Annotated in this window: 11 protein-coding genes; all 11 read right to left on the bottom strand. The window is 72.5% G+C overall.

The window, feature by feature from the left end:
• Positions 1 to 140 precede the first annotated feature (140 nt).
• The 11 genes from hpf to OVA21_RS03150 all read right to left on the bottom strand — a co-directional run bounded on the left by hpf (position 141) and on the right by OVA21_RS03150 (position 12636).
• On the bottom strand, positions 141 to 839 hold the full coding sequence (gene hpf, locus OVA21_RS03200) for a ribosome hibernation-promoting factor, HPF/YfiA family (RefSeq protein ID WP_069388695.1): 699 nt from the start codon (positions 837 to 839) through the stop codon (positions 141 to 143).
• A gap of 245 nt (positions 840 to 1084) precedes the next feature.
• A complete protein-coding gene (locus OVA21_RS03195; RefSeq protein WP_167457921.1) occupies positions 1085 to 1855 on the bottom strand; it encodes a ComF family protein in 771 nt (256 codons plus the stop codon).
• 4 nt (positions 1856 to 1859) lie between these two features.
• Positions 1860 to 3605 carry an LpqB family beta-propeller domain-containing protein gene (locus OVA21_RS03190; protein ID WP_163376653.1) on the bottom strand — a complete coding sequence of 582 codons (1746 nt, stop codon included), beginning with the start codon at positions 3603 to 3605 and terminating at the stop codon, positions 1860 to 1862.
• Positions 3602 to 5329, bottom strand: coding sequence for an MtrAB system histidine kinase MtrB (mtrB, locus tag OVA21_RS03185; protein WP_259821136.1), 1728 nt, complete (start codon positions 5327 to 5329; stop codon positions 3602 to 3604). The genes OVA21_RS03190 and mtrB overlap by 4 nt, the downstream gene beginning before the upstream one ends.
• Complete coding sequence (gene mtrA, locus OVA21_RS03180) at positions 5326 to 6006, bottom strand: MtrAB system response regulator MtrA (RefSeq protein WP_069388702.1); 681 nt, start codon at positions 6004 to 6006, stop codon at positions 5326 to 5328. The genes mtrB and mtrA overlap by 4 nt, the downstream gene beginning before the upstream one ends.
• A gap of 85 nt (positions 6007 to 6091) precedes the next feature.
• Complete coding sequence (locus tag OVA21_RS03175; RefSeq protein ID WP_163376652.1) at positions 6092 to 6781, bottom strand: dTMP kinase; 690 nt, start codon at positions 6779 to 6781, stop codon at positions 6092 to 6094.
• Between the two features lie 12 nt (positions 6782 to 6793).
• The gene (ahcY, locus tag OVA21_RS03170) at positions 6794 to 8260 is read right to left on the bottom strand and encodes an adenosylhomocysteinase (RefSeq protein WP_067712277.1); all 1467 of its coding nucleotides are present in this window, start codon (positions 8258 to 8260) and stop codon (positions 6794 to 6796) included.
• 81 nt (positions 8261 to 8341) lie between these two features.
• On the bottom strand, positions 8342 to 9562 hold the full coding sequence (manA, locus tag OVA21_RS03165) for a mannose-6-phosphate isomerase, class I (protein ID WP_067712274.1): 1221 nt from the start codon (positions 9560 to 9562) through the stop codon (positions 8342 to 8344).
• A 4-nt stretch (positions 9563 to 9566) separates the two neighbouring features.
• Complete coding sequence (locus OVA21_RS03160) at positions 9567 to 10661, bottom strand: hypothetical protein (RefSeq protein ID WP_120286166.1); 1095 nt, start codon at positions 10659 to 10661, stop codon at positions 9567 to 9569.
• The gene (locus OVA21_RS03155) at positions 10654 to 12030 is read right to left on the bottom strand and encodes a phosphomannomutase/phosphoglucomutase (RefSeq protein WP_069389314.1); all 1377 of its coding nucleotides are present in this window, start codon (positions 12028 to 12030) and stop codon (positions 10654 to 10656) included. Before OVA21_RS03155 ends, OVA21_RS03160 begins: the two co-directional genes overlap by 8 nt.
• A gap of 93 nt (positions 12031 to 12123) precedes the next feature.
• Positions 12124 to 12636 (bottom strand): DUF3499 domain-containing protein, encoded by a 513-nt coding sequence (locus OVA21_RS03150; protein ID WP_069389313.1) that lies wholly within the window; start codon positions 12634 to 12636, stop codon positions 12124 to 12126.
• Positions 12637 to 12757 lie beyond the last annotated feature (121 nt).

Below are 12757 nucleotides of genomic sequence, written 5' to 3'. Positions count from 1 at the left end.
GAAGTGGTCGTGGATACGGCGACCTGCGTGGCGACACGCGGGCCCGTCCTCATCCTAGGCGCTGTGGGCCGTCGTGACACGCCGAGGGCGGTCCGGTCAGGGGGGACCGGACCGCCCTCGGGGGTTACGGGACGGGGCCGTCAGCCCTCGTCGCTCAGGGTGATGAGCCCGTAGTCGAACGCGTGCCGGCGGTAGACGACGGTGGCGCGTCCGGTCTCGGTATCCCGGAAGAGATAGAAGTCGTGGCCCACCAGCTCCATCTTCTCGAGTGCCTCGTCGACCGACATCGGGGCGCCGTCGTGCTCCTTCTTCCGCACGATCTGTCCCGGCATCTGCTCGTCGACCCCGTCGTCGTACTCGGCGCCGTCGACCCCGTCCAGCATCTCGGCCGGGGCGGCGTCGGCCGTCAGCTCGGCGGTCGCCTCGGCGACGGACTGGGGGCGCCGGTGGCCGGAGTGGCTGATCTTGCGCCGCGTGCGGGCCTTGCGCATCTGACGCTCGAGCTTGGCGACCGCCGACTCGAGGGCCGCGTAGAAGGTGTCCTCGGCCGCCTCCGCGCGAGCGACGCCGGGCTTGCCCTTGAGGGTGATCTCGATGCGCTGGCTCACCTTGGACAGCCGCGGGTTGTTCTCGTGCAGCAGGATCACGTCGAACCGTTGGATGGCCGGCGAGATCTTCTCGATCTTCGCGAGCTTGGCGTTGATGCGGCTCGCGAAGTGTTCGGGGACCTCGACATTGCGGCCACGGATGGTGACCGGGGCCTCCGGCGTACCGGGGTCGTCCGTCGACGGACCGTCGAAGGTGGCGGGATCAAGCAGGACTGCGGGGGTCTTCGCCATCGAAGCTCCTCCTCATCGGGCCTGCGGCGGACCGCTGCGGCCGATCCGGTAACCGCCCGGAATCCCGGCCGAAGGGGCCACCCACATGGCTGAGTGGATACTCTGCAGACGCTGTCCACCGGAGCCGCCAGGCGGCGAACGTGCTGGTGAACGCGTCCAAAACCCACCCTACCCCCTCGCGTGGGCGCGGACCCGCGGACCGCGAAGGTCGCGTCGACCCCTCCCCCACGGGGAGTCGTCCGCCGTCAGGCGGCGGTCACGGCGAGCACACCCGTGACGCGCAACCCGCCCGCGTCCAGGACCGCGACGCACTGCGCGGCGGTGGCGCCCGTGGTGACCACGTCGTCGACGAGGAGCACGGTCGACGGTGTCCCCAACAGGGCGGGCACGGTCGCCGGCGCCCCCGGGGTCGCCCGCAACCCTGCGCCCACCGGGCGGCGGCGGATCCGCCCCGAGAGATTGTCCGCGCGGGCCTGCGCGCCGAGCCCGGCCGCATCCCGCACCCGTCCCCGGACCTCGAGGAGCGGGGCCACCACCACCGGCCCGCCCGGCACCGAGCCGGCGAGCTCGGCGGCGAGGACGTCCACCACGCCACGGACGTGGTCGAACCCCCGCCGCCGCCGGGCCCGCGCCGACGCGGGCGCGGGCACCAGCACGGTGGGGCGGTCGCCCGCCTCCGCGATCTCCCCGTCTGCCCGGAGCACGTCGACGGCCGCGGCCAGTGCCGCTCCGAGTGGCCGTGCCAGGTCGGCCCGCCCGCGGTCCTTGTAGGCGGACACCGCCCGGGCGGCCGGGCCGGCGTGCCGGGACAGCGCCCAGACCGGCACCCGCAGGTCGGCGCGGGTCCGCACTCCCAGCGGGGCGCCCGCGAGTGTGGCGGCGCAGTCCGGGCACCACCGGTGACGGGGGCGGCCGCATCCGGCGCATTCCACGGGTACGACCAGGTCGGCGAGAGCCGCGGTCCAGGTCTCCCCGCCGCGCCACCGGGCCGGCGCACCCTCGTCCCCGGCGGTCACCGGCTCAGCCCGCCACCACCGGGTCCGCGCGGATGGCGGCCAGTCCGGCGATCTCCCGCCAGTACCTGTCACCGGTGTCGGCACTGGTGTCGAGTCGCAGCAGGGACCGCCGGTCCACCACGTAGATCTCGCGCCCGGCCGCCGCGACCGCGGTCACCGGCCCCGAGATGTTGCGCTGGGACAACGGCTCGGCGATCGCCCCGTCCACGGAGACGGTCGCGACGGGGGCCTCGGTGGTGTCGCGACCCACGACGATCGTGGACCGGTCCCGCCACGCCACGGCGGTGACGGTCTCCCCGAGTGCGCGGCCGACCTGGCGGAACGTGCCCGGCAGCGGTTGTCCGGTCTCGGCGGACAACGCGCCGATGAACACCTTGCCGTCGACGACCACGGCCAGTTGGGTTCCGGACTGGTCGATACGCAGGCCGGTCACCCTCGCCCCGAGGGCGAGCAGCGGCCCGGCGTCCATCTCCTGGACGGCGGGGGCGTTCTCGCCCATCCCGATACGGAGCAGTCGCGCGTCGTCGACCAGCACCCAGGCCCGCCCGGTCACCGGGTGGAACGTCGGGCCGGCCACCGTCCCGGCGGTGAGGGCCTCGGCGGGCGCGCCGTCGATCGGCCCCACCAGGACACGGCGCGGTCCGATCTCCCCCTCCCCGGTCACCACGGCGAGGTTGCGTCCGTCGTGGGAGATCACCGCGTTGGTGCCGCCGCGCACCTCCGACCAGGGCCCCGAGGCCGGTCGTGCGCCGCCGGCCTCGAGCCGCACCAACCCGTCCGCGGCGGTGAGGGCGTATCGCATGGGCTCCGCCGGCGGGTAGGGGTCGAAGTCACGGACGTCCTCGGTGGTCCACCCGGTCGCGTATCGCTCGTCGAGGGGGGCGCCGTCCCGCTCGAGGCGGTAGGGGCCGGGGACGTCGGCGCGGGCGAGGGTCCACACGACCTGCGCGGCGAACTGGGTGGTGGCCTGGCTGCTGAGGACCGGCAATCCGGCGAAGTCGATGGTGGTGCCCGCGGCGTCGGCGCCGTCCTCGTCCTCGTCGGGGCGGACGGAGACGGAGGCGGGTACGCGGGACAGGACCGCGTCGGTGAGTCCGGGCCGGGGGCCGGTGGCGAGCAGATTGACGAGCGAGTACTCGAGATCGGTGCGGTCGGCGGCCGTCCAGCGCGGGTCCGGGACGAGCGCGTCACCGGATCCGGAGAGGAAGAACAGGTCCCGTTGCGCGTAGGTCGACAAGAACTCGGCCTTCTCGATCACCACCCCGGGCGGCAGTTCGTCGATGCGCCACTGGCCGTCGGTGCGGGTCAGGCCGATGGTGACCTCGAGTTGGCCGACGTCCTCGCGGAAGATGCCGCCGGGGTCGAGGGTGCCGACCTTCTCCGCACGCAGCGTGTACTCGGCGCGGTCGGCCGACCGGCCGCCCTCGGCGCTGAGGTCGGCGCGCAGCACGATGATGGTCTCCGCGAGGTCGTCCCAGTTCTCGGCGGCGTCCGGGGTGAGGAACTGACGGGCGGCGGCGTGCCGCTGATCGGCGATCGCCGCGGCCTTGAGGAAGTCGCGGACCAGGAGGTCCGGTTCCTGGTCCGGTACCGGTGTGGGGACCGACAGTTCGCTGCCCTCCGGCGAGAAGGTGTCGATGACCTGGGGGGACGACGACGAGGGCAGCGTGGCGCACCCGGTCGCCGCAAGCCCGGTCGCGCAGGCCAGCGCCACCGACACGAGCAGGGACCGGGGCCGGGGCCGGGTCATGGCCGGCTCTCCCCTGCCCCGGGGACCCGCTCGAGGGGGGTCGGCGAGCCGGTACGCACGAGCCTGGCCTCGTCCTCGGGGGTGAGGGGCAGCGGGCTGGAGGTGAGGGTGCCGCCGCGGCGCCGCGGGATGGTCAAACGGAAGCAGGACCCCTCCCCCGGGCTGCCCCAGCAGTCCAGCCGGCCCCCGTGGAGCTTGGCGTCCTCGAGGGCGATCGCCAGGCCGAGCCCGGTGCCGCCGGAACGTCGCACCCGTGAGGGGTCGGCGCGCCAGAAGCGGTTGAACACCCGGGTCTCCTCCCCGGGTTTGAGCCCCACCCCGTGGTCGCGGACCGAGACGGCGAGGGCGGCGTCCGAACACCGCAGGGTGACCTTCACCGGCTTGGACTCACTGTGGTCGAGCGCGTTCGCCACGAGGTTGCGCAGGATCCGCTCGACGCGCCGCGAGTCGACCTCGGCCATGACCGGCTCGTCGGGCATGTCGACCTCGACCTCCACCCCGGCGGCCTCGGCGATGTGGGCCACGGTGCCGACCGAGTCCGCGACGGAGGTACGCACGTCCATCTCGGCCGTCGCGAGCTCGGCCATGCCGGCGTCGTGGCGGGAGACCTCGAGCAGGTCGGTGAGCAGGCTCTCGAACCGGTCGAGTTCGGATTCGAGCAGCTCCACCGCGCGTTTGGCGGGGGCGTCCAGGTCGGCGGCGGAGTCGGAGATGATGTCCGCCGCCATCCGGACGGTGGTCAGCGGGGTGCGTAGCTCGTGGGAGACATCTGAGGTGAACCGCTTCTGCAGGTCACCGAACTCCTCGAGCTGGGTGATCTGGTCCGACAGGCTCTGCGCCATGTCGTTGAACGCCATGGCCAGGCGCGCGACGTCGTCCTCGCCGCGGATGACCATCCGTTCCTTGAGGTGGCCGTTGGCGAAGCGCTGGGCGATGGAGGCCGCCTGCCGCACGGGCAGGACGACCTGCCGGGCCACTATCCACGCGATCGCCGCGGACAGGACGATGATCGCCAGGCCCGCCGTGGCGACGATCCCCCGCATGATCCCGAGGGTCTGTTCCTCCGCGGTGAGCGGGTAGACGAGGTACAGCTCGAGTCCGGGGATGGAGGAGTCCGTCGGCGTGCCGAGCATGAGCGCCTTGGCCTGCTCGCCGCGGAAGTCGACGGTGACGTACTGGGAGGCGATCCTGCCCCGCTGGACCAGGGACTGCAGCTCCGGTGGCACCTGCGCCCCGGAGGGGCTGACCACCTGGCCGCGGCCGGTCTGGTCCGGCACCACGAGGATCGGGTCGAAGGTGCCGGCGTGGACGGAGTCCCCGTCGGAGGCGAGTCCGCGGTCGCTGATGGCGCTGCGCGCCTGGTCGATCCGGGACTGCTCGCTCGTGCCCTCGTCGGTGGCGGCGATCTGCGCCTGCACCGTGAGGCGGAGCCTGCTGGCCTGCTCTATGGCCGCGTCGAGTTTGGTCGACAGCAGCTGGGCTGCCATCTGGCTCTGCAACATGAACGCGATCGTGAGGATCACGCCCATCGACAGCGCCAGCGTGGAGGTGACGACCCGCAGCTGCAGCGACCGCCGCCACAGCCGCGCGATCCGACCGCCGATGGCGGCCGGGTCGAGTTCGGACAGTCGCTCCCGGAGGGTCGGTGACGAGTCGGTCACGTCCCGGGTGTCGGGCTCGTCCCCGGTGGACGCCACCGCGTCGTCGGGACGAGCGGTGGTCACGAGACCGGGCCGGCCTTGTAGCCGACACCGCGCACGGTGAGGACGACCTCCGGGTTCTCGGGGTCCTTCTCGATCTTCGCCCGCAGGCGCTGGACGTGGACGTTGACCAGCCGGGTGTCGGCCGAGTGGCGGTAGCCCCACACGTGCTCGAGCAGGACCTCACGCGTGAACACCTGGCGGGGCTTGCGGGCCAGTTCCACCAGGAGGTCGAACTCGAGCGGGGTGAGCGGGATCGGCGTGCCCTCGCGGGTGACCGTGTGCGCGGGGACGTCGATCGTCACGTCGCCGATGTGCAGGACCTCGCTGGGCTCGTCCTCGCCGCGACGCAGGCGGGCCCGGATGCGGGCCACCAGTTCCTTCGGCTTGAAGGGCTTCATGATGTAGTCGTCCGCGCCGGACTCCAGGCCGAGCACCACGTCGACGGTGTCGGTCTTGGCCGTGAGCATGACGATCGGCACCCGGGACTCGGCGCGGATCTCGCGGCACACGTCGATCCCGCTCTTGCCCGGCAACATGAGGTCCAGCAGAACCAGGTCGGGCTGCACCGCGCGGAACGTCTCGATGGCCCGGACTCCGTCGCCGACGATCTCGGTCTCGAACCCCTCGCCCCGCAGGACGATGGTGAGCATCTCTGCCAGTGCGGCGTCGTCGTCGACGACGAGGATCTTCGGGGTCATGGTCACCACTTGTGTCGGCGTGTCGTGTAGGCGTCGTCAGGCTCACCACCCGTGGGCACGCACCGCGGGTCGTGTTCCTGCCCTCTCAGACCTTACCCGGCCGACCCGACGGACCGGGGTGCGGCGCGGCGGCCGGAGGGGGGACGACGACGAGGTCGGCCAACTCCCGCACGTGGGGGTCCGCCCCGATCACGCGCCAGGGCGAACGCCACCCTGCGGCGGCGAGCCGACGGTAGACCCGCCCGGTCGCCGCCTGCAACTCCGCGTCGCGTTCGTAGCGGTCGCGGACGCGCGCCGGATCGGCGGCCTCCCGGGAGCCCGCGCGCCGTGCCGCCAGCTCCACCGGGGTGTCGAGCAGGATCTGCAGGTCGGGGACGGGCAGCCCGAGCCGGTCGAACTCGAGGGTGCCGATCCACTCGACCACCTCGGACTCGCGGTCCGGACCGAGCCGGGCGGCGGTGTACGCGGCGTTGGAGGCCACGTACCGGTCGAGCAGCACCACGTCGTGGGTGGACCCCAGCTGCGCGAGCTCGCCCAGCGCGGCGTGCCGGTCCATCGCGAACAGCAGTGCCATCGCGTGGGGCGAGTCCGCGGTGCCGGCCTGGCCACCGTGCAGTGCGTCGGCGGCCAGGTCGGCGTGCAGGGTGCCGTACCGGGGGAAGGCCAGGCGGCCGACCGAGAGACTGCGGGAGGCGAGCTCGGCGACGAGCGCCGTCGTCAGCGTGTTCTTCCCCGCGCCGTCGAGTCCCTCGACGACCACCAGCCGTGCGACCATCCCCGGCGTCGCTCAGTAGCGGTAGTGGTCGGGCTTGAAGGGGCCCTCGACGTCCACGCCGATGTACTCGGCCTGGTCCTTGGCCAGCGTGGTCAGGGAGCCTCCGAGCGCCTCCACGTGCAGGCGGGCGACCTTCTCGTCGAGGATCTTGGGCAGCAGGTGCACCCCGATCGGGTACTGGTCGGCCTTGGTGAACAGCTCGATCTGGGCGATGACCTGGTCGGAGAAGCTGTTCGACATCACGAACGACGGGTGCCCGGTGGCGTTGCCCAGGTTGAGCAGGCGCCCCTCGGACAGCACGATGATCGAGCGGCCGTCGTCGTCGAAGACGAACTCGTCGACCTGCGGCTTGATGTTGATGCGGGTGACGCCCTCGGCGGACTCGAGCCCGGCCATGTCGATCTCGTTGTCGAAGTGGCCGATGTTGCCCAGGATGGCCTTGTTCTTCATCCGCGTCATGTGCTCGAAGGTGATGATGTCCTTGTTGCCCGTGGCGGTGATGATGATGTCCGCATCGGCGATGGCCTCGTCCACGGTGACCACGTCGAAGCCGTCCATCAGCGCCTGCAGCGCGTTGATCGGGTCGATCTCGGTGACCTGCACGCGCGCGCCCTGCCCGGCCAGCGCCTCCGCGCAGCCCTTGCCCACGTCGCCGTAACCGCACACCAGGGCCTTCTTGCCGCCGATGAGGGCATCGGTGCCGCGGTTGATGCCGTCCAGCAGCGAGTGGCGGGTGCCGTACTTGTTGTCGAACTTGCTCTTGGTGACCGCGTCGTTGACGTTCATCGCCGGGAACGGCAGCACGCCCTCGTTGTGGAAGTGGTACAGGCGGTGGACGCCGGTGGTGGTCTCCTCGGTCACGCCCTGGACCGACTCGGCGATCGCCGTGTACTTGCCCGGGTTGGCCGGAACGGACTCACGCAGCAGCGCGTGGAAGACCTTCTCCTCCGCGGACCAGGCCGAGTCGTCCGAGGGCACGGCGCCGGCCTGCTCGAACTCCTTGCCCTTGATCACGAGCATCGTGGCGTCGCCACCGTCGTCGAGGATCATGTTCGGCTCGGTCTCCGGCCAGGTCATGATCTGCTCGGTGCACCACCAGTACTCGGTGAGGGTCTCGCCCTTCCACGCGAACACCGGCACGCCCTGCGGAGCCTCCGGGGTCCCCTCCGGGCCCACCACGACCGCCGCGGCCGCCTCGTCCTGCGTGGAGAAGATGTTGCACGAGGCCCACCGGACCTCCGCACCCAGCGCGGTCAGCGTCTCGATCAGCACCGCTGTCTGCACCGTCATGTGGATCGACCCCGCGATCCGGGCGCCGGCCAGCGGCTGCTCGGCCGCGTACTCCTCGCGCAGCGCCATCAGACCCGGCATCTCGTGCTCGGCCAGACGGATCTGCTTGCGGCCCGCCTCCGCCAGCGACAGATCCGCCACCTTGAACTCGACACCGTTGACGGACTGAACCTGCAGATCAGCGGACATGTTCCTCGACCAGCTCCTCGTTGACTCGCGAAAGACTTCCGCCCCACACTAGCGGGACGGCCCGCCGGGGTGTCGGCCCCGTCACCCGCCGGCGACGCGGGTCCGGAACACGGTGGCCCCGGCGGTACTGCGCAGACACACCCGGGAGGTCGAGGCCGGTACCCACACGGCCCGCCCGGGCGCGAGGGCCTCGCTCGTCCCGTCGGAGTCCACGACCGCCTCGCCGGAGGTGCACAGCAGCACCTCGGGGCCCTCCGGTCGCCAGGCGGCCGGGTCGCCGTCGGCCGGCACGTCGATGCGCGACAACGCGAAATCGGGTTCGGGCGTGGGGTAGTCGACCTCGCCGGGGATGTCGCGGTCGGCCTCGACCGCCCGGACGGTGGGGTCTGCGAGCGGGCTGAACTCGAGCACCCGCATCAGTTCGGGGACGTCGACGTGCTTGGGGGTCAGGCCGCCGCGCAGGACGTTGTCCGAGTTGGCCATGACCTCCACACCGACGCCCCGTAGGTAGGCGTGGAGTTGCCCGGGCCCCAGGTAGACGGCCTCGCCCGGCTGGAGGACGACCCGGTTGAGCAGCAGCGCACCCAGGACCCCCGGATCGGTCGGGTACCGCTCGGCGAGTTCGGTGATCGTCGCGGCCACCGGGGACCACGGCCCCTCGACCCCGTGGTCGGTGAGGTAGGACACCGCACAGGTCACCAGGTCGGGCACGACGCCGGCCAGTACGACGTGCGGCATCGTGACGAAGGTGGTGAAGACCGCGCGCAGACCCTCGGCGTCGGGCTGCCCGGCGAGCATGTCCCGGTAGGGCTTCAGGGACGCGACGCCCAGCGCGTCGAGCAGTGCCACCGTGCGCTCCACCGGGCGGAAGCCCACGAGGGCGTGGAACTCGGTGAGCGCGACGAGGATCTCGGGCTTGTGGTTGACGTCGCGGTAGTTGCGGTCCGGCGCGTCGACGGCGATCCCGCGCGCGTCCTCCGCCGCGAAACCCTCACGCGCCTTCTCCGGGGACGGATGGGCCTGGAGCGACAGTGCCTGTTCGGCGGAGAGCAGCTTGACCAGGAAGGGCAGTCCCCCGCCGTGCTCGGCCAGCACCCGCGGGCCCAGCTCGCGCTCGGGGTCGGCGGCGATCCGTGCGTCGAGGCCGCGACCGTCGGAGCACCGCGAGGAGCCGGAGTCGTGCGCGCCGAACCAGTGCTCGGCGACGGGGTGGGGCGCCGGCGAGGTGATCCCGCACAGCTCGGGAAGCGCGGTCCGGGAGCCCCAGGCGTAGGCCTGGACCACCGGTTCGAGTGCGACCACGGACCTACAGACCTCCGACGAGGAGGTAGGCGGCGGCCAGTTCCGTGCGGGCCATGAGCGCTGCCACCTTTCCGCTCAACGGGGCCGGGGCGTCGCCGGCCGTGTCCCGACCGCGATCGGTGATCCACTCGACATCCGCGAGCGGGCCCGCGGCCAGCCGGACGATCTCCTCGTCCGCGCCCAACACCATACCGACGTACCTGACGGGCAGATCGTCGCGTGGTCCGTCCAACTCCTCGTCGTGGAACAGGCTCGCCAGCGGATCCGTCGGCGGACGACCCTGGGCTCGTTCGGCGTGCGCACGCACCGCGTCGGGGACCGAGGACGCGGCCGTGACCCTGCCGGCGTCGCAGAACGCGGCGACCGCGCGGTCACAGTAGGCCGCGGACACCGGGTCCGAGTGGATCCACACGAGAGGATCACGGCCCGCCACCGATGTCGCGAGCAGCTTCGCCGGGTTGACCGGGGTGGCCAGTTCCGGGCCGAGCCCCTCGAGTTCGATGTCGACGGCGTCGGCCGCGGCGGCCACGTCCAGGCCCCGGGCGCCCAGCGCGGCGAGCACGGCCATCCCGGCCGCCAGGTGGCGCAGCACACCACGGTGGGGCGGCACGTACGGGAGCGGTTCGAGCCACGTGGCCCGGCCGCGGCCGGACTCGGCGACCGGGCCCTCCCGGGGTACGTCCACGATGACGGTCGCGCCGCGGCCGGCGGCGGAGTCGATCGCGGTCACCAGTCGAGGGTCGCCGGCGTCGTCCCCGGAGACGAGGACCACGTCGAGAGCGCCGACCCACGCGGGCAGGGTGCGCGCGAGCACCAGCGGGGGGACGGCGGGGCCGCCGCCGATCTCCGCCAGTGCGGCCACCACGCCGGCCGCGTGGCGCGCACGGTCCGACCGCCCGGACACCCAGACCACCGCCCTCGGACGGAATCGGTCGAGCGAGTCCAGCGCGCCACCGCCCGCCGCGGTGGCCACGGTGCGCAACTGGGCTCCCGCCATCGACGCGTGGAGCAGCGCACCCGTGGCGTCGGCGGCGCGCAACGCCCCGGGGTCGTCGAGGTCGACCCGACCGGCCCCGGTGTCGCTGGTCAGGTCAGGCACGGACGATCGCGAGGACCTCGTCGACGACGGCGGCGACGTCCTCCCTGGTAGGCGCCTCGGCGTTGAGACGCAGCAGCGGCTCGGTGTTGGAGGCGCGCAGGTTGAACCACGATCCGTCGCCGAGGTCCACCGTCACGCCGTCGAGCCGGTCGATGGACTCGGCGCGCTTCGAGAACGCGGTGACGACCTCCTCCATCCGTTCGGTCTGGGCCTCGGCGGAGTCGAGAGTGGAGTTGATCTCGCCGGAGGCGGCGTACCGGGTGTACTCGGCCATGAGCGCCGACAGGGTCCCGTCCTGCCCGCCCAGCGCCGCCAGGACGTGCATCGCGGCGAGCATGCCCGAGTCGGCGCCCCAGAAATCGCGGAAGTAGTAGTGCGCCGAGTGCTCCCCTCCGAAGACGGCACCGGTGTCGGCCATCTGCGCCTTGATGAAGCTGTGCCCGACCCGGGTACGGACGGCGACGCCGCCCTTCTCCTCGACGAGCTCGGGGACGGCCCGGGAGGTGATGAGGTTGTAGATGATCGAGGCGCCCGGGTCCTTGGCCAGCTCACGCTCGGCGACGAGGGCGGTGATGGCCGACGGCGCGACCGGCTCGCCGCGCTCGTCCACCACGAAGCAGCGGTCGGCGTCGCCGTCGAACGCCAGGCCGATGTCGGCCCCGCTCTCCCTGACGAGGGCCTGCAGGTCGACGATGTTGGCCGGTTCCAGCGGGTTCGCCTCGTGGTTGGGGAAGTTGCCGTCGAGCTCGAAGTACAGCGGCACGATCTCGAGCGGCAACCCGCCCAGGACGGCGGGCACGGTGTGGCCACCCATCCCGTTGCCGGCGTCCACCGCCACCGTGAGCGGGCGGATGCCCGACAGGTCGACCAGTCCGCGCAGGTACTCGCCGTAACCGTCCAGGACGTCCCGCTCGGTGACGGTGCCGGCCTCGCCGTCGTGAGCGGGGACCCCCTCGATGACCTCGTCCGCGATGGTCCGCAGGCCGGACTCCTGCCCGACCGGCTTGGCGCCGGGGCGGCACAGTTTGATGCCGTTGTAGGCGGCGGGGTTGTGACTGGCGGTGAACATGGCACCGGGGCAGTCGAGTGAACCGGAGGCGAAGTAGAGCTGGTCGGTGGAGGCCAGGCCGATGGTCACCACGTCCAGTCCCTGGGCGGTCACCCCGTCGGCGAAGGCGGCGGACAGGCCCGGGGACGAGTCCCGCATGTCGTGGCCGATCACCACGGTGCGGGCACCCTCCGAACGCATGAGGCGGGCGAACGACGCCCCGACCTCGCGGACGAAGTCCTCATCGATCTGTTCGCCGACGACACCACGGACGTCGTACGCCTTGATGACTGCTCGGACGGACTCGGCGCTACGTGCCACGTGTTGCTCCAGGGGTGTGAGACGGGTCGGTCGGTGTTCTGCCTGACACTACCCGCGCCGTACTGGCGGCGGACCGACCTCGCGGGCCGCGGCTCAGCGGGGGGCGGGGCCCGGCTCCGGTCGGCCGTCGCCGGACCCGCCGGTACCGGTGTCGGGTGCGGTGGCCATGTCCGGCACGACCCGCAGGTGGGGACGTCCGGTCGCGCCGGAGGGGCCGGTGGCGGGGCCGGACCCTTCCTCCGTGCGGCTCCGTGCGTCGTCGAGGACCGGCCCGGGATCGGAGACACCCAGACGACGCAGGCGATCGGCGTCGACCAGTGCGGCGCCGGTCCTGCGCCCGCCGACCGGGCCGCCGGTGACCGCGTCGAGCAACGCCGTGAGGTCCGAGTCCTCGGCCGAGGTGTCGATGTCCGGGTGGCGCACCAGGTCCCAGCCCCGGGGGGCGGTGATGCGCAGTGCGTGGGCCGCGCAGAGATCCCAGGCGTGCGGCTCGCGGACCGCGGGCAGCGGGCCGATGACGGCCGTCGAGTCGGCGTAGACGTAGGTGAGCGTGGCGACCGCGCGGTTGGGACATCCCGGACGGCAGCAACGACGGTTCTCACTCACGAGGCCCCAGGGTAGTCCCGCACCCGGGGCGGAGGGGCCGCGACCCGCCCACGCCGGTTCGACGCACCCGCCACGAGCGGGGTTATCCTCGCGCCATGACCCCCACCGCCCCGGTACCCGG

It is taken from the genome of Dietzia sp. SL131 (genome assembly GCF_026672565.1).
GTDB lineage: Bacteria > Actinomycetota > Actinomycetes > Mycobacteriales > Mycobacteriaceae > Dietzia > Dietzia kunjamensis.
The sequence above is the reverse complement of the archived record's forward strand: the minus strand, read 5'-3'. Positions and strand labels throughout refer to the sequence as shown.